Below are 23,487 nucleotides of genomic sequence, written 5' to 3' on the forward strand. Positions count from 1 at the left end.
TCGCTACTCGTCGAGATAGGCGAACCAGCCGAAAACCCAGTGGCCGAAAAGCGAAATGATGAAGAAGCCGAGGGTGATCCAGGCGTAGCTGTAGGCGCGCCACACCGAAGATCGTTTCACATTGCCCGCCGGCCTGCTGTCGTTACCGCTTGGCATTGTCGCTGTCCGACGCCGAGCGAGCCAGGAACTGCTGCGTAGTCGCGGGCAGCTTGTTTTTCAGCCACTCGGCCATCGCCTGCTCCTCACGCAGATTTTGTTCGCAGGCCCGGGCGATCTCTGTTTCGCCGAGGGATTCGGCGGTTGCGATTAGGATCGTGTAGGAGGCGATCTCCATATGCTCGAAGGTGTAGCTCGCGAGTGAGCCTTTCATCACCTCGTCGCCGGCGAAGACGCCGCTTAGGGACTGCGCCATCGCCAGCAGCTTGCCGCCGGCGTCCTTCAGCGCGGATGTATCTTCGCCCAATCTTTCGAGGCAGGTTCCGAGGCGCGCGGCGTGTCCCTTCGTCTCATCGAGGTGCAGGCTAATGCGCTTACTGAGCTCGGGATAACTCTCCAGCCGGCTCAGCAGTCCGTTCAGCATGGTTTCGGCCTGCTCCTCCATCGCATGCGCGTCCTTGAGCCATTGGACAAGCCATTCACGCGTGCCTGACATGGGCTTCCCCTGTGCTTGTTTCGCCGCAACAACCATTGGGGAACGAGGTTGGTTCCTTCGTTGATAGAGCCGGGCGGAGCGTTCTGCCGGATTGGGGCAGCCAGAATTTATCGGTGGCGAAGAAAACGCCAACGATCGCTCATCGGTGCGGAGAGCCCGCCCCGAGAAGGCAAATCTACTACCAGAGGTCGTAATTCCTTGCTTTGTGACGGCAGTTATGCTATTGATTTCCGCATCATGCTGATTTGCGCCGACGACCCGCCGCCGAGGCGGGTTTTTCGTTTCGGCAGTGGACAGAGCGGCATGATTCTGCTATCAGCCGCCACAATTCGTGGTGTAGACCGCCGCGGAGGCAAGCGACTATGGCCACTTGCCTGTTGTTAACAAACCCGAAAGACAGGATTGCCCGTGCAGGTACTCGTCCGCGACAACAATGTTGATCAGGCGCTTCGCGCGCTCAAGAAAAAGATGCAGCGCGAAGGCATCTTCCGCGAAATGAAGATGCGCGGACATTATGAGAAGCCTTCCGAGAAGCGCGCCCGCGAAAAGGCGGAAGCCGTTCGCCGCGCCCGTAAGCTGGCCCGCAAGCGCGCCCAGCGCGAAGGCCTGCTGCCGATGACGCCGCGCCCGGTGGCGGCTGGTGCTGCTGGTGCCGGTGCTCCGCGTCCGCCGCGGTTCTGACGCCAATTTTTCGTCCTTTTCGAAGGATACCCAGGGTGGCGCGATGCGTAATCGCCGCCACCTTTTTGTTGAATTCGACCAGTTCGGAGAGGGCCGGTTCGGAGAGGGAACAGACCTGACGGCGCGGCGGGCAGTGAGGACAGAGCAGACATGAATGCAACAAGCGTGGAGCGCAGAACCGCAATACGCGGCTTCGCCCTGACGGCAGCCCTGCTTTCCGGCTTAGCGCTCGCCGGCTGCCAGACAGCCCCGACCGGCGAATTCACCAACATCGACAAGGCACAAGGGTCGGCCGAAAACATCTCCTCGCTGTCGGCCGTTATCCAGCGCAGCCCCCAGGATCCGGAAGGCTACAATGTGCGCGGCTCGGCCTATGGCCGCGGCGGCCAGTATCAGGCGGCGCTCAAGGACTTCAATACCGCCATCCAGCTCAATCCGAATTTCTACCAGGCCTATTCGAACCGCGCTCTCATCCAGCGCTTCCTCGGCGACCAGGCGGCCGCGCTTGCCGACTACAACCGCTCGATCCAGATCAATCCCGACTATGACGCCGCCTATATTGGCCGCGGCAATCTCTACCGAAAAGCCGGCCGCATCCAGGAAGCGTTCAACGATTTCCAGAAAGCGATCCAGCTCGACACCACAGATGCGCGCGCCTATCACAATCGCGGCCTGATCTATCAGAGCCAGGGCCAGCACGCTTTCGCCATCGAGGATTTCTCGACCGCCATCTCGCTGGCGCCGGACGCCGCCGAACCCTACAATGGCCGCGGCCTCTCCTACCTCGCCATGAACGATGAGGACAATGCCTTCGCCGACATCAACATGGCGATCAAGCTCGACGGCAAGAATGCCGAGGCCTGGTCCAACCAGGCGCTGATCTACGAGCGGCGCGGCGACAAGGCCAAGGCGGCAAAATCCTACCGCGAGGCAGTGCGCCTCAACCCCACCTACCAGCCGGCCAGGGACGGCCTGGCGCGCACCAGCACCGGCTGACCGACGGCGGCGTTTCGGCCTGATATGGCAGGCCTGCCGTTTGGCATGCCTTCGAAACCTTCAATGACTGTGCATTGACGCTCGCCTTGATCGCGCCAAGTTTTCGGCGGAACGCTCGGGGTGTTCAGCCGTTGTTCAAGGCAATTCGCGAAAAGGACCCCTCCCATGATCAAGAAACTCGCCTGTGCCGCCGCCCTCGCCGCCACGGTGCTTGCTGCCCCTGCCAGCGCGGGCAGGCTGGAGCTTGGCGTGCTCGACTGCACCATCGACGGCGGCACCGGCTACATCGTCACATCCAACAAAGGCGTGGCCTGCACCTTTCGCCCTCATCATGGCGGTCCCCCCGAAGCCTATACCGGGGTCATTTCCAAGCTCGGCGTCGACGTCGGCAGGACGTACCAGGGCGAATTGATATGGGCAGTTCTGGCGGCCACCCGCGATCGTAATTCCGGCGATCTTGCCGGCAGCTATTATGGCGTCAACGCCGAGGCCAGCCTGGTGACCGGTGGCGGCGCCAACCTTCTGGTCGGCGGACTGAACAGCGCCTTCTCGCTGCAGCCTCTCAACGTGCAGGCGCAGACCGGCGTCAACCTGGCCGTCGCCGTCACCTCACTGGAGCTGATCCACTCTTTCAAATAAGCGCCATAGCGTGGCTCTGCGGCGCGGAACAGGATTGGACTGTTCCGCGCCGCATGATTTTTGGAATACCGCCATGCCAACGATGATCATCGCTGACGCCATGATCGCCGCCGGCATCAACCTTCGATCACCCTGACTTCTCGCGTTCATCAGCATCTCAGCGCACCCGCAAAAACCGCTTGAGCTCAACTGCGGTTGAGGTTCTACAACCCGTCCTCGAAGCGCCGCGTGCCCGTTGGAGACGAAGAGCGCTCCACCATTTTGAATCGGCGTATAAGAAAGTTCGGAGGGCGGGGTGACCGAAACCAGCACAAACAGGGTCGATTGGCGCGCGCTGTGGGCGAGCGGCGATCTGGCGCGCTTTTGCTTCATCAGCCTCGGCATCCTGCTGCACGCCACCAACGAAACCATGGTGGCAACGGTGATGCCGGCCATGGTCGGCGAACTCGCCGGCGTTCAGCTGGTCGGCTGGTCGCTGGCGATCTACGAGCTCGGCGCCATCGTCGCCGGCGCCGCCGCCGGACGGCTGGTGAGCTATGTCGCGCTGCGCACCAACATGGTGGTCGCCGCCCTGCTCTATGCCGCCGGTGCCCTGGTCTGCGCCATCGCGCCCTCCATGCCGCTGTTCCTGACCGGCCGCCTGATCGAGGGGCTTGGCGGCGGCGCGCTGGTGTCGCTGGCCTTCGTCTCGGTCGAACGGCTGTTTCCACGCGCCATCTGGCCGCAGCTTTTCGGTGTCATGTCGGCGATCTGGGGCGTCGCCGCCTTCAGCGGGCCGGTGCTCGGTGCATTGATGACCGAGTTGCTCTCCTGGCGTTGGGCTTTCGGTATCTTCACGATCGGCGGCACGGCCATGGCGCTGGCGAGCTTCATCGTGCTCGACACGCCTGAGGCAACCAGGCCGCAGGCGATCACTGGAACGGCGCCGCCGTTCCCCTTTGCCGCGCTCGGCTGCCTGGCCGTCAGCGTCGTGCTGATCGCCACGGCCGGTGTCGACATTGCCCTGCTGCGCTCGTCCCTGCTGCTTACGCTCGGCCTGATCGGGCTTGCACTGTTCATCCGCATCGACGCGCTGAAGCCGGGCTCGCGGCTGTTTCCGTCGCGGCTGTTCTCCTGGCGCTCGCCGGTCGGCGCAGGCATGACCATGGTCGCCGCCTTTTCGGTGGCGACCTGTTCCTTCGCCGTCTACGGGCCGCTGCTTCTGACCAGCCTGCACGGCATTCCGATCCTGACCACCGGCTATATCATCGCCGCCGAATCGATCGCCTGGTCGATCCTGTCGATCCTCGTCGCCAATGCGCCGCCGGAACGCGAGAGGCTGATCATCACCGGCGGCGCACTGATGATCGCGGCCGGCATCGCCGGTTTCGCCTACGCCGTGCCGGCAGGTTCGATTCCGCTGATCCTGTTTTGCGCTTTGCTGCAAGGCGGCGGCTTCGGCATTGCCTGGCCCTTCGTTACACGCGTGATCGTGGCATCGGCTAGGGACGGCGAACACACGATCGCCTCCGCCGCCGTGCCGACGATGCAGCGCATCGGCTATGCGGTCGGTGCCGCGTTGACCGGCATCGTCGCCAACGCCAGCGGTTTTTCCGAAGGCCTGAACCGTGCGGCGGCGGCAAATGTCGCCACCTGGCTGTTCCTCGCCTTCGTGCCACTCGGGATTCTAGGATGCCTTGCAGCGCTGAGGATCTCGGGGCCGGCAGCCCGGCCACAGGAAGCGACGGGCTAGACAGTAATCGTCTTCAGCCGTTCGGCGATCAAGGCGGCGAGCCGCGTCGCCACCTCGTCCTTGCTCATCTCAGGCCATTCGTCGACACCGGCCTTCGAGACGAGCCGCACCTTGTTGCGGTCGCCGCCCATCACGCCCGAAGACCCCATGCCGCTGTCATGCGACACATCGTTGGCGACGATGAAGTCGGCGCCCTTTTTCCTGAGCTTGGCCTCGGCGTTCCTGACGAGATCCTGCGTCTCGGCGGCGAAGCCGACGACCAGGCTGGGCCGCTTCCTGTGATGACCGACACCGGCAAGAATGTCAGGGTTTTCGACCATCTGCAGCGCCGGCGGCCCCTCGCCCGCCACCTTCTTGATCTTCTCGCCGGCCGAAGTCTCGCTGCGCCAGTCGGCAACCGCAGCGACGAATACGGCCGCGTCCGCCGGCAAAAGCTGTTCGACCGCGTCCTTCATCTCGTTCGCGGTTTCGACATGCTGCGTGGTGACACCAGCGGGATCGGCAATGCCAACCGGACCGGAGACGAGGCGCACATCGGCGCCCAGCCTTGCCAGCGCCGCCGCGATGGCATGGCCCTGCTTGCCGGAAGAACGGTTGGCGATGTAGCGCACCGGGTCGATCGGCTCATGCGTCGGCCCAGAGGTGACGATGATCTTCCTGCCTGCCAGCGGCTTCGGACTGATATCGAGCAGCGCCCCGATCGCGGCAACGATTTCCAGCGGCTCGGTCATACGGCCTTCGCCCGCCTCATTGCTCTCGGCCATCTCACCCTTTGCCGGGCCGACGAATGCGACGCCATCCTTCTGCAACGTCGCGCGGTTGCGCCGGGTCGCCGGATGCGACCACATTTTCGGGTTCATGGCGGGCGCCATCAAAACCGGCTTGTCGGTGGCGATAAGCACGGTCGAGGCGAGGTCGTTGGCATGGCCGTTGGCAAGCTTCGCCATCAGGTCGGCGGTGGCCGGCGCCACGACGACAAGGTCGGCCTCGCGCGACAGGCGGATGTGGCCGACATCGTGCTCGTCATTGCGGTCGAACAAATCGGTGAAGACGTGGTCGGCCGACAGCGCTCCAACCGACAGCGTGGTGACGAATTCCTGCGCCGCAGCGGTCATCACCACGCGCACGGCGGCATCGCGCTCACGCAGCCGGCGGATCAGGTCGAGCGCCTTGTAGGCGGCGATGCCGCCGCCGATGATCAGCAGGATTCGCTTGCCGGAGAGGGTGCCTCGCGGGATCTGGCTGGACACGGCGGCAACTGGCGTTGCCGGACCGTGCGAGCCTGTCAATTCGCGCAGGGTTTTCTCGATCTGGTCGATGCGGCCGACCGGACCGAGCTGCCCTTCGACCGCCGCCCGGATCATAACCCGCGCTTGTTCTTCCATCGAGCGGTCATTCTCTGCCGCCAGCCGGCGCAGCAGGTCCTTGACCTCGTCATCAAGGTTGCGAATGGTGATGCTGGCCATATGATTGCATTTTTGCTGATATGTTGAATGCAATGATAGCAATGCAATCAATTCAGGGCAAGCCGGCTAGAAAATCCGCCACGCGATGTAGACCAGCGTCAGCGCGATCACCCACAGCGCCAGCCGGCCGGATCTGCTATAGCGCGCCTCGGCCTTGCCGATCGCATGCGCCGTCCTTTCGTCGAAGCGCAGCCCGTGTTCGGCCATCAGATCGATCTCGCGCGACAGCCGCTCGGTGCGGGCGGCGAGGTCCGGCGCCTGGCGGGCCAGCGCCAGCAGCGCGTTGGCGCCGTCGCGTGCGTCGGCCAGCAGAGCACGCGGGCCGAGATTGCCTGATATCCAGCCGCCGACCACCGGTTCGGACGTCTTCCACATGTTGAAGGCCGGGTCGAGGGTGCGGGCAACGCCCTCGACCACCACCATGGTCTTCTGCAGCAGCACCAGTTCGGACCGCGTCGCCATATCGAAGAGGTCGGTCACCTCGAACAGGAGCGCCAAGAGCTTGGCCATCGAGATGGTTTCGGCCGGCTGACCGTGGATCGGCTCGCCTATGGCGCGGATCGCCTGGGCGAATGCCGCGACATTATGCCGGCGCGGCACGTAGCCGGCCTCGAAATGCACTTCGGCGACGCGCAGATAGTCACGGGTGATGAAGCCGTAGAGGATTTCGGCGAGAAAACGGCGCTCCTTCTTGCCGAGCCGGCCGGCAATGCCGAGATCGACAGCGACGATGGTGCCATTAGGCTCGACGAAGAGGTTTCCCGGATGCATGTCGGCGTGGAAAAAACCGTCACGCAGCGTATGGCGCAGGAACGACTGGACCAGATTGGCGGCGATCGCCTTCAGATCGTGGCCGGCGGCAGCGAGGCTGGCAATGTCGTTCAGCTTGATGCCGTCGACCCATTCCATGGTCAGCACGTCGCGGCCGGTGCGTTCCCAATCGACGGTCGGCACGCGAAAGCCGGGATCGTCCTTGGTGTTCTCGCCGAGCTCCGAAAGCGCTGCCGCCTCGAGCCTCAGGTCCATTTCGATCTTGGTGGTCTGCGCCAGCGTCTCGGTCACTTCGACCGGCCGCAGCCGGCGCGACGACGGGATGTATTTTTCCTGGAGACGAGCGGCGAGGAAATAGCTTTCGAGATCGCGAAAGAAGCGGCGCCGCACGCCCGGCCGGATGACCTTCACCGCCACCCGCGAACCGACGCCGTTCTCCAGGGTTTCCGCGAAATGGACCTGAGCGATCGAAGCCGCGGCAACGGCCTCGCCGAAACTGGTGTAGAGTTCGCCGACCTTGCGCCCGAGCGAAGCTTCTATCGCCGCAATGGCATCGGCCTGCGGAAAGGTCTGCATCTTGTCCTGCAGCATGGCGAGATCGAGCGCTATGTCGTTGCCGACGACATCGGGCCGGGTCGCCAGGAACTGGCCGAGCTTGACATAGGATGGGCCGAGCCGGACGACGGCCTTGGCCAGCCGGTCGCCACGCTCATAGGCAAGCGCGCGGCGGCGGGTGAACAGCCGCGCTATCCGCCAGCCGAGTTTCGGCAGACCGAAGAGCTCGTCGCCCGGCAGCGCCGCGACGACGCCTTCGCGGACCAGCACCCAGCCGGCCCGCACGAGCCTGAAACCAGCGCCGACACTGCTCATGACTGCGCCAGCCTCAAAGCTTCCAGCCCGAATGAAGCGCAGCTATGCCGCCGGAATAATTGCGAAAAGAAGCGCGCTCGAAGCCGGCTCGGGAAATCATCGCCGCGAAATTCTGCTGATTGGGAAATTTGCGGATCGATTCGACCAAGTAGGAATAGGGCTCGCCGTCGCCGGTCACCGCCTTGCCGATCCTGGGGATGGCATTGAACGACCACGCCTCATAGACCTTGTCGAGCAGAGGCATGTCGACCTCGGAAAATTCGAGGCAGAGGAAGCGCCCGCCGGGCTTCAGCACGCGATAGGCTTCGGCAAGCGCCACATCGATGCGCGGCACGTTGCGAATGCCGAAAGCGATCGTGTAGGCGTCGAAACTGGCCTCAGTGAAAGGCAGCTCCTCGGCATTGGCTTCGACGAAATCGGTGTTATCAGTCAGGCCCTTTTTTTCGGCCCGGTCGCGGCCGACCGCGAGCATCGAGCCGTTGATGTCGAGAACCGTGGCATGGGCGTTCCTGCCGCTCGCCTCGACGATGCGGAAGGCGATGTCGCCGGTGCCGCCGGCAACGTCGAGAACGCTCCAGCCCGGTCGTTTCGGTGGATTGAGCCATGTGACCATGGCGTCCTTCCACAGCCGGTGCAGCCCGGCCGACATCAGGTCGTTCATCAGATCGTAGCGGTTCGCGACCTTGTGGAAAACGTCATTGACCAGGGACTGCTTCTCGCCTGCCCCTACACGCTTGAAACCATAGGAGGTTTCCATGCCGCCAACGGCCGTGGTTCTCTCTACCGACATTATTTTTGATCCGCCATAAAACCGGCGGGACCATAGCCGATCGATGGTGCCGACGCTATTGTTTAAGGCGCGGTGTTCGGCCGCGCTTCCCGGTCGTGGAATCATGCTTATGGGTGCGCGACCTGGACTGACCTGACGGGATGACTGCATGCCTTTGAAAGCGGAACTGCACTGCCATATCGAAGGGGCAGCGGCGCCCGAACTCGTCGTCCGCCAGGCGCAGAAATACGGCAAGGACACCTCGCCCTACATTCAGGACGGCTCTTTCGTCTGGCACGATTTCACCTCCTTCCTCGCCGCCTATGACTTCTCCTCCGACCTGTTCCGCACGGAAGAGGACTATGCGCGGCTGGCCGATCATTACCTGACAAGCCTCGCCCGCGACGGAGCCATCTATTCCGAGATCTTCACCTCGCCGGACCACGCCGGCAACGCCGGCCTGTCGGCCAAGGCCTATACGGATGCGCTTGGCGAAGGCATGGCGCGCGCCAAGGCCAAGACCGGCATCGAGGGCCGCATGATCGTCACTGGCGTGCGCAACGCCGGCGTCGAATCGATAGAGCAGGCGGCGCGCTTCGCCGCCCGCTGCGGGCATCCGCTGGTCACCGGCTTCGGCGTCGCCGGCGACGAGCGGATGGGCGATCTGGAGGATTATGTCAGGGCTTTCGAAATCGCGCGGGAGGCCGGCCTCGGCATCACCGTCCATGCCGGCGAACTGATGGGCTGGGAGAGTGTCAAGGCCGCACTCGATCACATCCGCCCCGCCCGCATCGGCCATGGCGTGCGCGCCATCGAAAACCCCGACCTTGTTCGTCGCATCACCGAGGAAGGCGTCGTGCTCGAATGCTGTCCCAGCTCCAACATCGCGCTGAAGGTCTTCGATAGTTTCGCCGATCACCCTTTTCCGGCACTGCAGGCGGCAGGCTGCAAGGTGACGCTAAACTCTGACGATCCGCCCTATTTCTGGACGTCGCTGAAGCGCGAATACGACATTGCCGCAGAGCATTTTTCGATGAACGACAAGGCGCTCGCCGCCGTCACCAGAACCGCCATCGAGGCCGCCTTCGTCGACAAGAAGACTAAGGCAATGCTGCTGGGCCGCCTCGACGTCAAGGGCAGGTGAATGGTGAATGGTGAATGGTGAATGGTGAATGGTGAATGGTGAATGGTGAATGGTGAATGGTGAATGGTGAATGGTCCACCCGGCGCTTCGGTCCGTCAACCGCGAATTTTTCCGCTCAACCAAAGACCCGCAAACCTATTCACCATTCACTATTCACCGGACCGTCAACCGCGAGTTTTTCCGCTGAACCAAGGACTCGCAAACCTATTCACTATTCACTATTCACTAACTGCGCAGCTAGGAGAACACCATGCAGGGCGTCACTGTCGTCGACCACCCGCTTGTCCAGCACAAGCTGACCATCATGCGCAAGAAGGAAACCTCGACGGCCGGCTTCCGGCGGCTGTTGCGCGAGATCTCGCTGCTGCTTGGCTACGAGGTTACCCGCAATCTCGAGCTGACGACGACGACGATCGAAACGCCGATCGAGACGATGGAAGCGCCGACGCTGGAAGGCAAGAAGCTGGTCTTCGCCTCGGTGCTGCGCGCCGGCAACGGCTTGCTCGAAGGGCTGCTCGACCTGGTGCCGGCGGCGCGCGTCGCCCATATCGGTCTCTACCGCGACCATGAAACGCTGGAAGCGGTCGAGTATTTCTTCAAGGCGCCGAGCGATCTCGCCGACCGGCTGGTGATCGTCGTCGACCCGATGCTGGCGACCGCCAATTCGGCGATCGCGGCGATCGATAAGCTGAAAGGGCGCGGTGCCACCAACATCCGCTTCCTCTGTCTGCTGGCGGCGCCAGAGGGCCTCGAGCGCTTCACCAAGGCGCATCCCGATGTCCCGGTCTTCACCGCTTCCATCGACCGCCAGCTTAACGAGAAGGGCTACATCATGCCCGGTCTCGGCGACGCCGGCGATCGTCTGTACGGGACCAAATGACCGTGCCACTCGTTTACCGATCGTTTACGCAAACGGCCGCTTTCCGCATCCGTTAAAGCCGCAAACACCATGTCGCGATAAGCATGGGCCTTCACGAAGGCCGGTCCATGCTGCGCAATCTTCTCATCCTTGGCGTGTTCGCCGTAACATCGGCGTCGTTCCCGATGCTCTATCAGTCGAATCCGCAGATGTTCGAAGGCCTGCTGAAATCGGCGGTCGGGGCCAGGCCGGAGGTCGAAACGCAAACGGACCTGAACCTGGCTGCGGTTCCCGACAGACCGGCGACGCCGCAGCCGCTCGGCCGCAAGGTCGTGGTCACCGCCGACGCGCGCGGGCATTTCACGTCGGCGTTCAAGCTCAACGGTCGAACGGTTGACGGCATGATCGACACCGGCGCAACGCTGGTCGCCATCAACAGTTCGACGGCACGCAGGATCGGCATTTCGCTGAACGCATTGGACTTCAAACACCAGGTCAACACCGCCAACGGCGCGATCAACGCTGCCCTGGTGACCGTCGATCGGCTGCAGATCGGCAAGATCACGGTCGACGGCGTTCAGGCGGTGGTGCTCGACGACAAGGCGCTGCGCACCAATTTGATCGGCCTGAGTTTTCTCCAGCGGCTTGAAAAATACCAGGTCGAGAACGGCGCGCTGCTGCTCGTCCAGTGAACCATGATCCCGAAAAGTGGAAACCGGTTTTCGGAAAGATCATGGTCCAATAAAAAAGATCATCCGCGCGGCAGGATCCGCCGGATGACGGTTTTTTCCGCAGGCGGCTTCGAGGCGCCGATCGCATAGGCCGAAAGCACGGCGGTGGCGGCCGCTTCGGCATCCCCGGCATTGCGGGCATGGACCAGCGCCAGCGCCTCACCGGCGCGCACCTCCGCACCGACCGGCAACAGCCGGGTGATGCCGACCGCATGGTCGATCCTGTCGTCCGGCCGTATGCGCCCGCCGCCAAGCCCGACGACGGCAAGCCCGATGTCGCGGGTCGAGATGCCGGTGACGAAGCCGTTTTCGGTCGCCTTGACCGCAAACTCCGTCGCCGCCTTCGGCAGGTATTTTTCTGGATTCTCGACGAAGTCGGCCGGACCGCCGAGCGCCGCCACCATGCGCGCGAAGACGGCGGCGGCACCGCCGCCGGCTAGCGTCTCGGCGGCGCGCCGCATGCCGTCCTGGTTGGACGAGACCAGCCCAGCCGACTGCAGCATGTCTGCGGCCAGTGCCAGCGTCACATCCTCCAGTCGCCGGTCGCGGACGCGGCCGGTGAGAAAATCGACGGCATTTTGCACCTCGACCGCGTTGCCGGCTGCCGACGCCAACGGCTCGTTCATGCCGGTGACCAGTGCTGAGGTCTTCAGGCCGGCGCCATTGGCGACTTCGACCAGGCTGTTTGCCAGTGTCGTCGCGTCGCGCGACTTTTCCATGAAGGCTCCGTTGCCGACCTTCACGTCGAGCACCAGCGACTGCAAGCCCGCGGCCAGCTTCTTCGAGAGGATCGAGGCGGTGATCAGCGGCACCGATTCGACGGTTCCCGTCACGTCGCGGATCGCATAGAGCCGGCGGTCGGCGGGCGCGAGATCGGCGGTCTGGCCGATGATGGCGCAGCCGGCTTCGAGCACTGCCTTGCGAAAGCCCGCCACATCCGGCTGGCTGATATAGCCGGGGATGGCATCCATCTTGTCCAGCGTGCCGCCGGTATGGCCGAGGCCGCGGCCGGAAATCATCGGCACATAGGCGCCGCAGGCGGCGACGATCGGCGCCACCAACAGCGAGACATTGTCGCCGACGCCGCCCGTCGAATGCTTGTCGGTGACCGGGCCCGGCAGGTCCGACCAGTCGAGCACGTCGCCGGAATCGCGCATGGCCAGCGTCAGCGCCACCGCCTCGTCGCGGCTCATGCCGTTGAAGAACACCGCCATGGCGAACGCCCCCACCTGCCCGTCCGAGACAGTGCCGGCGGTCACGCCTTCGATGAAGCTGGCGATCTCCTGCGTCGACAGTTTGTGGCCGTCGCGCTTGCTGCGAATGATTTCCTGGGGAAGCATCAGGCCGGGACCTTACGCTCCGACAACCCGTCCTGGAACACACGCTGGAGGATCGTCGCCAGCCGCGCGCCGCCGACCGGCGCCATGTCCTTGGTCTCCTGGTGCGAAAGCTCCGCCCCGGTCATTCCTGCGGCAAGGTTGGTGATGACCGAGCAGGCCGCGACGCGCAGGCCGAGGAAACGGGCGAGAACGACCTCCGGCACGGTCGACATGCCGACGGCGTTAGCACCCATGACGCGCGCCATGCGGATCTCGGCGGGCGTCTCGAAGCACGGCCCGGAAAACCACATATAAACGCCCTTGTGCAGCGCGGTAGCCGTCGCCTTCGCCGCCGTCTCGATCGCTGAGCGAAGGCCGGCATCATAGGCTTCGGTCAAGCCGACGAAGCGGCGATCGCTCGGCTCGCCGATCAGCGGATTGGAGCCCGAGAAATTGATGTGGTCGGTGATCAGCATCACCGAGCCCGGCCCCATGTCCGGATCGATCGAGCCGGCGGCATTGGTGAGGATCAGTTGCGAGATGCCGAGGCCGGCGAGCACCTCCAGCGCCGGCCGCATCGCAGCCGCGTTGCCATGCTCGTAATAATGCGCGCGGCCGGACAGCATCAGCACTGGCGTGCCGGCAAAACGTCCCGCCACGACCTCGCCGGCATGGCCTGTGACGCCGCTTCTGGGAAAACCCGGCAATTCGGCATAGGGAATGCGGACAGGATCCTCGACCTGGTCGACAAGCCCGCCAAGCCCCGAACCCAGCACCAGCGCGGTGGCGGGCGCCAGCCCGTCCAGCCTTTCGACGAGACGATCAAGCGCTTCCTTCATTTCAACCAGCTCTTCATTTCAACCAGCTCTTCATTTCAACATGTCGCCCTGGAAGCCGTAGGGCAGCATCTCGCCCATGGTCACGGTCTCGACCACGCCGCCATTGTCGCAGAGATAGAGTTTGGTTTCCGGCCGGCAGAATTCGGCCAGCCGCTGCCGGCAGCCGCCGCAGGGCGAGCATTTCGCCATGCGCTCGGCGATCACCGCGATCTCCGTGATCCTGCCGCCGCCGCCCATGATGTAGTGGCCGAGCGCGGTGGTTTCGGCGCACCAGCCTTCCGGATAGGAAGCGACCTCGATGTTGGCGCCGGCAAAGACGCGGCCGTCCTCGGTGCGCAGTGCCGCCCCGACCGGAAACTTCGAATAGGGCGCATAGGCCTTCGCCATGGCGGCCTTAGCCGCTTCGAACAGATCATGCGACATTGTTTTTCCCTCGCATGATCTTGTCCGAAAACCGGCTTCCACTTTTCGGGATCATGCTCATATTTTCCTTTTCGCATGGCCCGATCCGAAAACCGGCATGCACTTGTCGGGACCATGCTCAGCGTTCCTTGACATAGGGCACGCCGCCGGCGCGCGGCGGGATCGCCTTGCCGATGAAGCCGGCGAGCAGGATGACGGTGAGGATATAGGGCAGCGCCTGCATGAGCTGTACCGGCACCTTGCCGATCAGCGGCAGCGGCGTGCCCTGCAGGCGGATCGACAGCGCGTCGAGGAAGCCGAACAACAGGCAGGCGAACATGGCGTTGACCGGCTTCCACTTGGCGAAGATCAGCGCGGCCAGCGCGATATAACCCTTGCCGGCGGTCATGTCCTTCACGAAGCCGCCATTCTGCACCATCGACAGGTAGGCGCCGGCAATGCCAGTGAGCACGCCTGTGCAGATCAGCGCCCGGTAGCGCAGCCAGGCGACCGAGATGCCGGCGGTGTCGACCGCGGCCGGGTTCTCACCGACCGCGCGCATGCGCAAGCCGAAGCGGGTACGGAACAGCACCCACCAGGTGAACGGCACGGCGAGAAACGCGACATAGACCAGCACGGAATGGCCGGAGATGAGTTCCGAATATATCGGGCCGAGGATCGGCACGCTCCTGAGCGCGTCCGCACCGGGCCAGATGATCGCCCCGAACCGCTCATCCGAGGCCAGAGCCGGCGTACGTCCACCTTGCTGGAACCAGGCCTGGCCGAGCATGATCGTCGATCCGGCGGCGATGAAATTGATCGCCACGCCGGAGACGATCTGGTTGCCGCGATGGGTGATCGAGGCAAAGCCGTGGACCAGCGCGAAAGCGACCGAGATGAGAATGGCCATGCCGAGGCCGATATAGGCGGAATGGAAGACGGAGGCTGCGGCGGCGCCGGCGAAGGCGCCGACCAGCATCTTGCCCTCGAGCCCGATGTCGAAAATGCCGGCCCGCTCCGAATAAAGGCCGGCGAGGCAGGCGAGCAGCAAGGGCACCGACAGGCGGATGGTCGAGTCCAGAACCTGGATGACGGCGTTGAACAAATCCATCTCAGGCCCCCTTCCCTTTGATCGCTTCCATGCCGACAGATCTCGGGCTGAGCGAGGCGAACAGCGCCTGGACATAGGGCCGGAACATGTGCTCGAGCGCGCCGGCGAACAGGATGACCAGGCCCTGGATGATGACGATCATGTCGCGGCTGATCGCCGGCATCTCGAAGGCGAGCTCGGCGCCGCCCTGGTAGAGCATGCCGAATAATATTGCGGCGAGAACGATGCCGACCGGGTGGAGGCGCCCCATCAGCGCCACGGCGATGCCGACGAACCCGGCGCCCGAAACGAATTCGAGCGCGACATTGTGCTGGTCACCCATCGTCGGGTTGAGCGCCATCATGCCGGCGAGCGCGCCCGAAATCATCATGGCGACGATGATGATGCGGGTCTCCGAAATGCCGGCATAGCGCGCCGCTTTCGAGCTGTGGCCGTAGGTGCGCATCTCGTAGCCGAGCCTGGTGCGCCAGATCAGCATCCAGACCAGAAAGGCCATGGCCAGCGCCAGCAGGAAGCTGATGTTGAACGGCGCCGAGCGGATCTTGGCGCCGAACAACTCGATGACCCAGTTGAGCTTCGGCAGTTGCGCGCCTTCGAGGAAGGTGCGTGTCTGCGGCGCCATCGAATTGGCCGGCTTCAAGAATCCGACCAGTGCGTAGACCATGACGCTGGCGGCGATGAAGTTGAACATGATGGTGGTGATGACGATGTGCGAGCCACGCTTGGCCTGCAGATAGGCCGGGATCAGCGCCCACAGCGCCCCCATCGCCGCAGCGGCGATGATCGCCAGCGGGAAGGTGAGCCACCATGGCAGCACGCTGTCGAAGGCCAGGCAGACGATGCCGATGCCGAGACCGGCGATATAGCCCTGGCCCTCGCCACCGATGTTGAACAGGCCGCAATGCGCCGCAACCGCCACCGAAAGCCCGCTGAAGATGAAGGTGGTGGCGTAGAAAAGCGTGAACGCAATGCCTTGCCCGCGGCCGAAGGCGCCCTCGACCAGAACGGCGGCCGCGCGGAACGGATTTTCGCCAACCAGTAGCACGACGAACCCGGCGACGACGAAGGCAACGGCGAGATTGATCACCGGGATCAGCCCGTAATCCGCCCAGGCCGGCAGCTTGGCATAAGGCGTACTCATTCGGCCGCCTCCCGGTGCTCGACACCGGCCATCAGCAGTCCAAGCTCGCCTTCGGTCGCCTCCGGGCCGCGCTCGCCGACGATGCGGCCGGCAAACATCACCAGGATGCGGTCGGAGAGCGAGCGGATCTCGTCGAGCTCGACCGATACCACCAGCACCGCCTTGCCCTGGTCGCGCATGGCAATGAGCCGCTTGTGGATGAATTCGATGGCGCCGACATCGACGCCGCGCGTCGGCTGGCCGACGATCAGCACGCCCGGATCCTGTTCCATTTCCCGCGCCAGCACGATCTTCTGCTGGTTGCCGCCGGAGAAATTCGCGGTCTTGAGGCGGCAGTCCGCCGGACGGATGTCGTATTTGGTGATCTTGTCCCTGGCGTCGTCGCGGATGGCATCGATGTCGAGGAACGGCCCCTTTAGGTAGCGGGGATCGTCGTGATAGCCAAGGATCGAATTCTCGTTCTCCTCGAACGCCAGCACCAGCCCGACGTGATGACGGTCTTCCGGCACATGGGCGAGGCCGCGGTCGCGCAGCTCGCCGGGATCGGCGGCCCCGGTCAGATCGATCGGCTTGCCGTCGAGCATGACGGAGCCCGAGACGGCGCGCCTGATGCCTGAAATCGCCTCGAGCATTTCGGACTGCCCGTTGCCGGCGACGCCGGCGATGCCGACGATCTCGCCGGCGCGCACATCGAAGGAGACGTCGTCGACCATGGTGACGCCGCGCGAATCCTTCACCGTCAGGTTCTTGACGGCGAGCTTGACGCCGCCGGCTTCCGCCTCGCCCTTCTCGACCCTGAGCAGCACGCGCCGCCCGACCATCAGCTCGGCCAATTCCTCGACGGTGGTCTTCCTGGTTTCGCGTGTCGCCACCATCGTGCCCTGGCGCATGACCGAGACAGTGTCGGTGATCGCCATGATCTCGCGCAGCTTATGGGTGATCAGCACGATCGTTTTGCCCTGCTCCTTCAGCTGCTTGAGGATGCGGAACAGATGGTTGGCCTCAGCCGGGGTGAGCACGCCTGTCGGCTCGTCGAGGATCAGGATCTCGGCGCCGCGATACAGCGCCTTGAGGATTTCGACACGCTGCTGCAGGCCGACCGGCAATTCCTCGATGATCGCATCGGGATCGACCTCCAGCCCGTATTCGCGCTCGAGCCGTTCCAGCTCCGACCGCGCCTTGGCGATGCTCTTCTTCAGCAGCGCATCGCTTTCGGCGCCGAGAATGACGTTTTCCAGCACCGTGAAATTGTCGACCAGCATGAAATGCTGATGCACCATGCCAATGCCGAGCGCGATGGCGTCGTTTGGCGACTTGATCGACGCCGGCTGGCCGCCGACGCGGATCTCGCCGCTGTCGGCCTGGTAGAAACCATAGAGGATCGACATCAGCGTCGACTTGCCGGCGCCATTCTCGCCGACAATGCCGTGGATGGTGCCGCGCACGATCTCCAGATTGATGTCGCGATTGGCGCGCACGGCGCCAAAACTCTTGTTGATGCCAATCAGCTCGATTGCGGCTTGCGCCATGCAGCCTGTCCCACTGTTATTTTTTTATCGCTTGGTCAAAACGCCTAGCATGACGCCCCGTCTGTGCCAATTGGCTGGAGCAGCGTTCACTCTCGACAAATCCCCGCGTGCTTGTCAATTTCGAACGCGGCCGTAGCCTTCACATTCGCTATCGCATCGGCCCGAAAATCGGATTCGATTTTCGGAAAGCACGATGCGAAGATTGCAAGTCTTAGAGCGTACTTTGTGCGTCCAATTGGATGCACGTCGCTTTATTGTGCCGAATCTGAAATTCGCACCTCTTGGGAGTTGCGCAGCAAGAACCCGAGGCTTTTCAAATGATGCCCGCCGACCGACTGACGACGCTGGAAATCCGCGCCGCCGAGCAGGAGAAGACCATAGAAGAACTGTCCGGTCAGATCGCCGAGCAGTGGAAGGTGATCGAGCGCATGCAGCGCAAGCTCGATGCGCTGACCGACCGGTTCCTGGCGCTGGAGGAACAGACAGCACCCGACGTGCCGGTGACCAAGCCGCCGCATTGGTGAGCTTGCGGATAAGAAAAAACCGCCGGGTTTCACCCAGCGGCGTCGATCAGATCGGCAATCTCGCGATCAATGGCAGGGCTATCGCAGGTGGAAAGCCGAGGCTTTCGCTCTACGATGTACCCCCCACCCCTAAACCCTCCCCACAAGGGGAGGGAGACTTCCGTTGGCGCTGATAGTTGTGTGTGTCAAGTTCTGCAAAAATGGGCGTGGCATTCAGCGGTGACGTTGGCCTGTCCGCCGCGCGGCGTTCCCTCCCCCTTGTGGGGAGGGTTAGGGTGGGGGTCCACCTTCGCAAGAATCCAAATGCGATTGCCCGCGATCAATAGGGGCAGGAATTGTCCGACATGTAGTCGTGCACCTTGATAGTACCGGCAATGATGTCAGCCTTGGCCTTTTCAACCGCCGCTTTCATCGCGTCGTCGACAAGCGCCTTGTTATTGTCGTCCATGGCGTAGTCGACACCGCCTTCCTTGAGGCCGAGATCGTTGATGCCGGCGGTGAACTTGTCGTCCTTGGCGTCCATGAAGGTGTTGTAGACGGCAACGTCGACGCGCTTGACCATGGAGGTCAGCACCTTGCCCGGCTGCAGGCCGTTCTGGTTGGAATCGACGCCGATGCCGAGCTTGCCGGCGTCCGCCGCTGCCTGCAGCACGCCAACACCGGTGCCGCCCGCCGCCGCGTAGATCACATCGGCGCCCTGGTCGATCTGCGTCTTGGCGATCTCGCCGCCCTTGGCCGGATCGTTCCAGGCTGCCGGCGTGTCGCCGGTCATGTTCTGGATGACATCGGTCGCGCCGGCCGCCTTGGCGCCGCCGACATAGCCGCAGCCGAATCGGCGGATCAGCGGAATGTCCATGCCGCCGATGAAGCCGACCTTCTTCGACTTCGAGGCCATCGCCGCCATCACGCCGACGAGGTAGGACCCTTCCTGCTCCTTGTAGACAAGGGAGCGGACATTGGGCTTGTCGACGACCATGTCGATGATGGCGAATTTGGTCTCGGGAAACTCGACAGCGATCTTCTCCAGCGCGTCCGCCCAGGAAAAGCCCGCCATGACGATCGGGTTGCGGCCATCCTCGGCGAAACGGCGCAGCGCCTGCTCGCGCTGGGTCGCGTTGCTGACCTCGAATTCCACATAAGCGATGCCGGTTTCGGTCTTGAACTTTTCGGCGCCTTCATAGGACGCCTCGTTGAACGACTTGTCGAACTTGCCGCCGAGATCGTAGAGAAGTGCGGGCTGAATGTCCGCGGCGAAGGCCGGAAGAACCATCGCAGTTGCGGCCAGGAGGCCGAGAACGATACGTTTCATGTGATCCACACCCTGTCGGTTATTTTTTCCGTTATGCACCGCCTGCCTGCCCGGTTCTCCGGCAGGCATGCGACATCAGACAGGAGTGTCTTCCTCCCGCTTCGGGCCAATCTGGCACGGCCCGAAACAAAATTCACGCGGAATTTTGACCTTTTGGAAAGCGTGGCGCCGCATCCCGGCGCCACCGATCATCGTCTCGCCAAAGGCCTCAGGCGGAGACGGCAGCCGGGATGGCGCAGGCGACGCCGGTGCCCTGCAGATTGCAATAACCGTAGGGATTCTTCGCCAGATATTGCTGGTGGTCTTCCTCGGCGAAATAGAATTCCGGCGCCGGGGCGATCTCGGTGGTGATCTTGCCGCGGCCGGCGCCGTGCAACGAGGCCTCATAGGCATCGCGCGAGGCGATCGCCGCCTGGTACTGCGCATCGCCGAACGTGTAGATCGCCGAGCGGTAGGTGGTGCCGACATCGTTGCCCTGGCGCATGCCCTGCGTCGGGTCGTGGCTTTCCCAGAACAGCTTCAGAAGCTGTGCATAGGACACGATCTTCGGGTCGTAAACGACGAGCACGACTTCGGCATGGCCGGTAAGGCCGGTGCAGGTTTCCTGGTAAGTCGGGTTGGGGGTGACGCCGCCGGCATAGCCGACGGCCGTGACCCAGACACCCTCGACCTGCCAGAACAGGCGTTCGGCGCCCCAGAAGCAGCCCAGCCCGAACATCGCCGTCTCCAGCCCCTCGGGATACGGCCCCTTGAGCGGCCGCTTCGAGACAAAGTGCTTGGATGCCGTCGGGATAGGCTTGGCCCGACCCGGCAGCGCCTCGGCAGGCTTCGGCAGATTGAGTTTCTTGTTCAGCATGTCGCTGAGAAACATGTGCGGTCTCCCTTTCTCTTTGTTTGGGGCTTTCTCTTTGTTTTGGGGACGCCAGAAGGTCATCAACAACAAATCATCAAGTCTAGGCGAAGCGCCCGGTCGGCCGCTCCCGCCTGTAGCCGATCAAGTAGAGAATGAAGGCAACCACCGCAAACACGGCGAAACCGGGCTGGTTGAGCACCCAGGCGATGGCGCCGTCCCACAGCAGCGGACCAAGCCTGTCGCGGACGAAGCTTTCGAAGGCGCTTCGCGTATCCGGCGAGACGGCGAGCCAGCTCGTGTTGAGCGGGGTCATGACCAGCGCGGAGGCCGCCACCGAGCGTGTCGCGTCGATCACCGCCATGATGACGGAAACCGAAAGCGCAACCAATGCCGCGAGACGGAAGACGAAGCGGAACACCCAGACCTTACCTCCCCGGAAGCTTATCAGATATCTGTATCGGCCTGATAAATAGGATCTGCGCGCTTTATCCGCAATCGCGACACGCGAAGTTGAACCGACGCCGCCGGTTTGCGCCGCTGAGGCGCCCGTCGGCTAGGACGCCGCCGCCGATCGCGGCGATCGGCTACCAAGGCAGCGCTGGTGACATGGACAGAGCATCGCTGTCCGACAAAGCGAATAGAGTGCCGTTATGTCTTGGCATTCGACACCGGATCGACTAGATGAGCCCCGCACCTGTTGCTTTGACGGCTCAGGTGCAGGGAAAGGGTGTCCGCTGGTTGACGGCGCCCACGGTGCGGAGTTCCGGACCGCAATCCCCAAGGGAGCCCCCAACCCGCGCGGTGAACCGGCCGTGGCGAAAATGCTAAGACGGAGAGGTGGCCGAGTGGTTGAAGGCGCACGCCTGGAAAGTGTGTTTACGGGAAACCGTAACGCGGGTTCGAATCCCGCTCTCTCCGCCAGATATCAGATATCCAGTTAAGTATTTGTTGTCGTTGCGCTTTGTGAGTTGCGGCCTTTTTGTTCCTAACTCCGTTCCTAACGTCCACAAACGATGAAGCTCGGCCATCGTGCCGCCAGCCCCCTTTTGTTGACTTTGCTTAGGAATCGGAAGCTTCCCTCTACGCGGTGGGGGAAATAGCCATGACTGTTTGCGTTTGCGTCAAAGTAAACGAGTGCATGGTATTTGCTGCGGACAGCGCATCATCCTTCGACGGGTCCTGTCAGGGGCGCCTCTTGCGGGGGCGAAGCTTTTGAAGTTCACTGTGCGCAGGGGGAAATCACCATGCGCAAACGCTACATTTTCGCGGCGGCAGGGACCGCGACCATCCTTTTAAGCGGCTGCTCCGGTTCGGGCTTAGGTATGCCTGGCTCACCGGCTTGGTTTGCCACCACACCGCAGGCGGAACAGGCAACCTATTTCCGGAACCGATGTGTCTCCTACGGCTTCGAGCCAGGAACCCCAGCCATGGCCCAATGCATCCAAAACGAGTCCATTTCGTCTCGCGGCAGGGCATCCGCTAGAGCAAATGCGGCGTTTACAAACATGCAAAACAGTCAGCCAAAAACGACGACTTGCAACCGCTTCGGTAACACCGTGAACTGCACGACATTTTGATACTTTGGGCAGTCCGCACCTATTGCGAACGCTCGACCGCAAATGTTGGCGCGTCACCGCCCTCGCCGGTCTGGCGGGGCTTCTGTCCTAGCCCACTGCGTTTGCCGCGATGTCAATCATTTCCGCACAAGTCGCAGAGCGCGCCGTCTGCCGCTTGGGCTTCGTTGACAGCCTGCTTCCCGAGCTTCGGGCGGACAGTCGGGGTTAACCAGTTCGCAAAGGACGGCGGCAGCATCTCGCAGAACCCCCTTATCTCATCCGGCGTCAGCTTCTCGAGACATCTCGCGGCTTCCAGAAGATCAACGACAAGATCATCGGCATGCGCGGGCACGTGCGGCATTTTGAAAACCCCAATGTGGACGGCAGATTAGACGCACTAACATAAGGTTTGGCAATCAACCGACGGTCGCGCTTTTGAACGGGCTACAGCAGCACGTGTGCTCATGGCGCCGATATAGCGCGGCGTGCGCGTCGCCAGCGCGCGTTTGGGCCGGCTTAAATTAGCAATCGCTCAGCACTGGTGCGATAACACCAGGAAGATGGGATTCACATTCGCCGCGTTCCGATCTAGAATCGCCCTATGGACACGGTGTTTGATGACCTTTTCCGAGCCCTCAGAGAGCCCCGTACAGACGTGCGGGCGCTGATCAGCGCCTTTGTCCTCGATCTCGGCGAAGCTCTTCACAGGCGTTGCTATCGGGCTGGGGATAGCCATCGGCATGGCGCTGGCCGGTTAGGTCCGCCTCGCGCGTCGGATCGCGAGGCGCAATCCGCGCCCGAGAAAGGGACGGGGAAATCCATCCCAGTCCGCTTCGATACGCTATTTGCAGTGGCGCCGGCAGACTCCCATCCTCCGCAATGGCCTGCCCCGGCCGGCTCTCTAGTCCTCATCCCCGAAACCCAGCAGTGATGCATGGCGTATGTGGCTGTGGTCGCCACGAAGATGCCTGACGCGCAGCTTCATCCCAGGCTTGACCCGCTGCGTCGCGGCCGTTTCTTTATGCCCTCGGGCGGCGGGCCAGCCTGCTCCTGAACACGCTTCCAGAGGCGATCCTTCATGTCGCGACCAAGGGTGATGAAGGCCGAACCGACATACTCCCCGGTGCCTGGCTCAGCCAGCAGGGCGAATGCAGCCTTGCCCCGTTCAAGAGACGCAAAAAAGCCCGCTAGCCGAAGCCAGCGGGCAATGGAAGATAGTCCAGGTTGGGGTCAAGCCCCGCCGGCTTCAATATTGACGTGTTCCATGAAGACAGCGCATCGTTCGAGCAGATGGAAAGCCGCCGGGCGGCGCCAGTTCCTGCCGCCTGAGGTCTGTGGAGCGTCAGTGCGGCGCAACACCCGCCAGGAGATATTTATAGCCGTGCGTCGTCATCCAGCGTGCGCGGGCGAGATGCGTCTCCCACGCCCTGAATGCCGCTCTGGTTCCTTCTCGGGATCGACGCTTCGCGCCGGTACGCCGCCGCCACTTCTCTGACCGATTGTCGTAGCGAGATATGTCCACGTCCCCTAGCTCCCGAGGAGAGAATGCGACCGGCGTGAGGAAGAGTCCAAAAGGGGGCGGCGTACCGAGTGA

24 protein-coding genes and 1 tRNA gene are annotated in these 23,487 nt (G+C 63.0%); 10 read left to right on the forward strand and 15 right to left on the reverse strand.

Translation table 11 applies throughout. From position 1 onward, the window contains the following. Window positions 1–3 precede the first annotated feature (3 nt). Entirely contained in the window at window positions 4–156 is a 153-nt protein-coding gene (locus AC0L3I_RS14185; protein WP_473527281.1) for a hypothetical protein, read from the reverse strand. After that, on the reverse strand, window positions 143–652 hold the full coding sequence (locus AC0L3I_RS14190) for a ferritin-like domain-containing protein (protein WP_473488051.1): 510 nt from the start codon (window positions 650–652) through the stop codon (window positions 143–145). Before AC0L3I_RS14190 ends, AC0L3I_RS14185 begins: the two co-directional genes overlap by 14 nt. 408 nt (window positions 653–1,060) lie before the next feature. On the opposite strand from AC0L3I_RS14190, the gene rpsU reads away from it, so the two are divergent. From rpsU to AC0L3I_RS14210, 4 genes are all read left to right on the forward strand, one after another. Beyond that, window positions 1,061–1,333: a 30S ribosomal protein S21 gene (gene rpsU, locus AC0L3I_RS14195; protein WP_023675331.1), complete on the forward strand. Its 273-nt coding sequence runs from the start codon at window positions 1,061–1,063 to the stop codon at window positions 1,331–1,333. A gap of 150 nt (window positions 1,334–1,483) precedes the next feature. After that, a complete protein-coding gene (locus AC0L3I_RS14200) occupies window positions 1,484–2,329 on the forward strand; it encodes a tetratricopeptide repeat protein (protein WP_473527282.1) in 846 nt (281 codons plus the stop codon). A 165-nt stretch (window positions 2,330–2,494) separates the two neighbouring features. Beyond that, window positions 2,495–2,968, forward strand: a complete 474-nt coding sequence (locus tag AC0L3I_RS14205) for a DUF992 domain-containing protein (RefSeq protein WP_123151260.1) — start codon at window positions 2,495–2,497, stop codon at window positions 2,966–2,968. Between the two features lie 295 nt (window positions 2,969–3,263). Continuing rightward, window positions 3,264–4,700 (forward strand): MFS transporter, encoded by a 1,437-nt coding sequence (locus AC0L3I_RS14210; RefSeq protein WP_473487983.1) that lies wholly within the window; start codon window positions 3,264–3,266, stop codon window positions 4,698–4,700. On the opposite strand, the gene coaBC is transcribed toward AC0L3I_RS14210, so the two are convergent. From coaBC to ubiE, 3 genes are all read right to left on the reverse strand, one after another. Beyond that, window positions 4,697–6,166 (reverse strand): bifunctional phosphopantothenoylcysteine decarboxylase/phosphopantothenate--cysteine ligase CoaBC, encoded by a 1,470-nt coding sequence (coaBC, locus tag AC0L3I_RS14215; RefSeq protein WP_473527283.1) that lies wholly within the window; start codon window positions 6,164–6,166, stop codon window positions 4,697–4,699. The two genes, AC0L3I_RS14210 and coaBC, sit on opposite strands and share 4 nt — an antisense overlap. A 66-nt stretch (window positions 6,167–6,232) precedes the next feature. After that, window positions 6,233–7,807, reverse strand: a complete 1,575-nt coding sequence (gene ubiB / locus AC0L3I_RS14220) for a 2-polyprenylphenol 6-hydroxylase (RefSeq protein ID WP_473487985.1) — start codon at window positions 7,805–7,807, stop codon at window positions 6,233–6,235. Window positions 7,808–7,820: 13 nt separating this feature from the next. After that, window positions 7,821–8,597, reverse strand: coding sequence for a bifunctional demethylmenaquinone methyltransferase/2-methoxy-6-polyprenyl-1,4-benzoquinol methylase UbiE (gene ubiE / locus AC0L3I_RS14225; protein ID WP_473487986.1), 777 nt, complete (start codon window positions 8,595–8,597; stop codon window positions 7,821–7,823). A gap of 148 nt (window positions 8,598–8,745) precedes the next feature. On the opposite strand from ubiE, the gene AC0L3I_RS14230 reads away from it, so the two are divergent. The 3 genes from AC0L3I_RS14230 to AC0L3I_RS14240 all read left to right on the forward strand — a co-directional run bounded on the left by AC0L3I_RS14230 (window position 8,746) and on the right by AC0L3I_RS14240 (window position 11,271). Next, window positions 8,746–9,720: an adenosine deaminase gene (locus AC0L3I_RS14230; protein ID WP_473527284.1), complete on the forward strand. Its 975-nt coding sequence runs from the start codon at window positions 8,746–8,748 to the stop codon at window positions 9,718–9,720. A 250-nt stretch (window positions 9,721–9,970) separates the two neighbouring features. Continuing rightward, a complete protein-coding gene (gene upp, locus AC0L3I_RS14235; protein ID WP_123151264.1) occupies window positions 9,971–10,600 on the forward strand; it encodes a uracil phosphoribosyltransferase in 630 nt (209 codons plus the stop codon). 107 nt (window positions 10,601–10,707) lie between these two features. Beyond that, entirely contained in the window at window positions 10,708–11,271 is a 564-nt protein-coding gene (locus AC0L3I_RS14240) for a TIGR02281 family clan AA aspartic protease (protein WP_473527285.1), read from the forward strand. A gap of 59 nt (window positions 11,272–11,330) precedes the next feature. On the opposite strand, the gene deoA is transcribed toward AC0L3I_RS14240, so the two are convergent. The 6 genes from deoA to AC0L3I_RS14270 all read right to left on the reverse strand — a co-directional run bounded on the left by deoA (window position 11,331) and on the right by AC0L3I_RS14270 (window position 17,651). Then, entirely contained in the window at window positions 11,331–12,650 is a 1,320-nt protein-coding gene (deoA, locus tag AC0L3I_RS14245; protein ID WP_473527286.1) for a thymidine phosphorylase, read from the reverse strand. After that, entirely contained in the window at window positions 12,650–13,468 is an 819-nt protein-coding gene (locus AC0L3I_RS14250) for a purine-nucleoside phosphorylase (protein WP_473527287.1), read from the reverse strand. Before AC0L3I_RS14250 ends, deoA begins: the two co-directional genes overlap by 1 nt. A gap of 30 nt (window positions 13,469–13,498) precedes the next feature. Next, window positions 13,499–13,891 (reverse strand): cytidine deaminase, encoded by a 393-nt coding sequence (cdd, locus tag AC0L3I_RS14255; RefSeq protein WP_352965424.1) that lies wholly within the window; start codon window positions 13,889–13,891, stop codon window positions 13,499–13,501. A 118-nt stretch (window positions 13,892–14,009) separates the two neighbouring features. After that, entirely contained in the window at window positions 14,010–14,981 is a 972-nt protein-coding gene (locus AC0L3I_RS14260; protein ID WP_352954527.1) for an ABC transporter permease, read from the reverse strand. A 1-nt stretch (window position 14,982) separates the two neighbouring features. Continuing rightward, complete coding sequence (locus tag AC0L3I_RS14265; RefSeq protein ID WP_473527288.1) at window positions 14,983–16,122, reverse strand: ABC transporter permease; 1,140 nt, start codon at window positions 16,120–16,122, stop codon at window positions 14,983–14,985. Next, complete coding sequence (locus tag AC0L3I_RS14270) at window positions 16,119–17,651, reverse strand: ABC transporter ATP-binding protein (RefSeq protein ID WP_473527289.1); 1,533 nt, start codon at window positions 17,649–17,651, stop codon at window positions 16,119–16,121. The genes AC0L3I_RS14265 and AC0L3I_RS14270 overlap by 4 nt, the downstream gene beginning before the upstream one ends. A 317-nt stretch (window positions 17,652–17,968) precedes the next feature. Between AC0L3I_RS14270 and AC0L3I_RS14275 the strand changes: the two genes are divergently transcribed. After that, window positions 17,969–18,175 carry a SlyX family protein gene (locus AC0L3I_RS14275; protein WP_473527290.1) on the forward strand — a complete coding sequence of 69 codons (207 nt, stop codon included), beginning with the start codon at window positions 17,969–17,971 and terminating at the stop codon, window positions 18,173–18,175. Between the two features lie 319 nt (window positions 18,176–18,494). Here AC0L3I_RS14275 and AC0L3I_RS14280 read toward each other — a convergent pair whose 3' ends face one another. From AC0L3I_RS14280 to AC0L3I_RS14290, 3 genes are all read right to left on the reverse strand, one after another. Further along, window positions 18,495–19,484 carry a BMP family lipoprotein gene (locus AC0L3I_RS14280; protein WP_473527291.1) on the reverse strand — a complete coding sequence of 330 codons (990 nt, stop codon included), beginning with the start codon at window positions 19,482–19,484 and terminating at the stop codon, window positions 18,495–18,497. A 208-nt stretch (window positions 19,485–19,692) separates the two neighbouring features. Then, a complete protein-coding gene (msrA, locus tag AC0L3I_RS14285; RefSeq protein ID WP_473527292.1) occupies window positions 19,693–20,355 on the reverse strand; it encodes a peptide-methionine (S)-S-oxide reductase MsrA in 663 nt (220 codons plus the stop codon). A gap of 82 nt (window positions 20,356–20,437) precedes the next feature. Then, entirely contained in the window at window positions 20,438–20,755 is a 318-nt protein-coding gene (locus AC0L3I_RS14290; protein WP_473527293.1) for a hypothetical protein, read from the reverse strand. A 413-nt stretch (window positions 20,756–21,168) separates the two neighbouring features. On the opposite strand from AC0L3I_RS14290, the gene AC0L3I_RS14295 reads away from it, so the two are divergent. Both AC0L3I_RS14295 and AC0L3I_RS14300 read left to right on the forward strand, forming a co-directional pair. Further along, a tRNA-Ser gene (locus AC0L3I_RS14295) sits at window positions 21,169–21,258 on the forward strand. Window positions 21,259–21,581: 323 nt separating this feature from the next. Then, a complete protein-coding gene (locus AC0L3I_RS14300; protein WP_473488003.1) occupies window positions 21,582–21,914 on the forward strand; it encodes a hypothetical protein in 333 nt (110 codons plus the stop codon). Between the two features lie 112 nt (window positions 21,915–22,026). On the opposite strand, the gene AC0L3I_RS14305 is transcribed toward AC0L3I_RS14300, so the two are convergent. Next, window positions 22,027–22,254 carry a hypothetical protein gene (locus tag AC0L3I_RS14305; protein ID WP_473488004.1) on the reverse strand — a complete coding sequence of 76 codons (228 nt, stop codon included), beginning with the start codon at window positions 22,252–22,254 and terminating at the stop codon, window positions 22,027–22,029. Window positions 22,255–23,487 lie beyond the last annotated feature (1,233 nt).

It is taken from the genome of Mesorhizobium sp. WSM4840 (assembly GCF_055811755.1).

Excerpts from the sequence above, each read along its gene's own strand:
- AC0L3I_RS14185 (WP_473527281.1), bottom strand. The coding sequence starts at position 156 with ATGCCAAGCGGTAACGACAGCAGGCCGGCGGGCAATGTGAAACGATCT.
- AC0L3I_RS14190 (WP_473488051.1), bottom strand. The coding sequence starts at position 652 with ATGTCAGGCACGCGTGAATGGCTTGTCCAATGGCTCAAGGACGCGCAT.
- AC0L3I_RS14200 (WP_473527282.1), top strand. The coding sequence starts at position 1,484 with ATGAATGCAACAAGCGTGGAGCGCAGAACCGCAATACGCGGCTTCGCC.
- AC0L3I_RS14205 (WP_123151260.1), top strand. The coding sequence starts at position 2,495 with ATGATCAAGAAACTCGCCTGTGCCGCCGCCCTCGCCGCCACGGTGCTT.
- coaBC (WP_473527283.1), bottom strand. The coding sequence starts at position 6,166 with ATGGCCAGCATCACCATTCGCAACCTTGATGACGAGGTCAAGGACCTG.
- ubiB (WP_473487985.1), bottom strand. The coding sequence starts at position 7,807 with ATGAGCAGTGTCGGCGCTGGTTTCAGGCTCGTGCGGGCCGGCTGGGTG.
- ubiE (WP_473487986.1), bottom strand. The coding sequence starts at position 8,597 with ATGTCGGTAGAGAGAACCACGGCCGTTGGCGGCATGGAAACCTCCTAT.
- AC0L3I_RS14230 (WP_473527284.1), top strand. The coding sequence starts at position 8,746 with ATGCCTTTGAAAGCGGAACTGCACTGCCATATCGAAGGGGCAGCGGCG.
- upp (WP_123151264.1), top strand. The coding sequence starts at position 9,971 with ATGCAGGGCGTCACTGTCGTCGACCACCCGCTTGTCCAGCACAAGCTG.
- AC0L3I_RS14240 (WP_473527285.1), top strand. The coding sequence starts at position 10,708 with ATGCTGCGCAATCTTCTCATCCTTGGCGTGTTCGCCGTAACATCGGCG.
- deoA (WP_473527286.1), bottom strand. The coding sequence starts at position 12,650 with ATGCTTCCCCAGGAAATCATTCGCAGCAAGCGCGACGGCCACAAACTG.
- AC0L3I_RS14250 (WP_473527287.1), bottom strand. The coding sequence starts at position 13,468 with ATGAAGGAAGCGCTTGATCGTCTCGTCGAAAGGCTGGACGGGCTGGCG.
- cdd (WP_352965424.1), bottom strand. The coding sequence starts at position 13,891 with ATGTCGCATGATCTGTTCGAAGCGGCTAAGGCCGCCATGGCGAAGGCC.
- AC0L3I_RS14260 (WP_352954527.1), bottom strand. The coding sequence starts at position 14,981 with ATGGATTTGTTCAACGCCGTCATCCAGGTTCTGGACTCGACCATCCGC.
- AC0L3I_RS14265 (WP_473527288.1), bottom strand. The coding sequence starts at position 16,122 with ATGAGTACGCCTTATGCCAAGCTGCCGGCCTGGGCGGATTACGGGCTG.
- AC0L3I_RS14270 (WP_473527289.1), bottom strand. The coding sequence starts at position 17,651 with ATGGCGCAAGCCGCAATCGAGCTGATTGGCATCAACAAGAGTTTTGGC.
- AC0L3I_RS14275 (WP_473527290.1), top strand. The coding sequence starts at position 17,969 with ATGATGCCCGCCGACCGACTGACGACGCTGGAAATCCGCGCCGCCGAG.
- AC0L3I_RS14280 (WP_473527291.1), bottom strand. The coding sequence starts at position 19,484 with ATGAAACGTATCGTTCTCGGCCTCCTGGCCGCAACTGCGATGGTTCTT.
- msrA (WP_473527292.1), bottom strand. The coding sequence starts at position 20,355 with ATGTTTCTCAGCGACATGCTGAACAAGAAACTCAATCTGCCGAAGCCT.
- AC0L3I_RS14300 (WP_473488003.1), top strand. The coding sequence starts at position 21,582 with ATGCGCAAACGCTACATTTTCGCGGCGGCAGGGACCGCGACCATCCTT.
- AC0L3I_RS14305 (WP_473488004.1), bottom strand. The coding sequence starts at position 22,254 with ATGCCGCACGTGCCCGCGCATGCCGATGATCTTGTCGTTGATCTTCTG.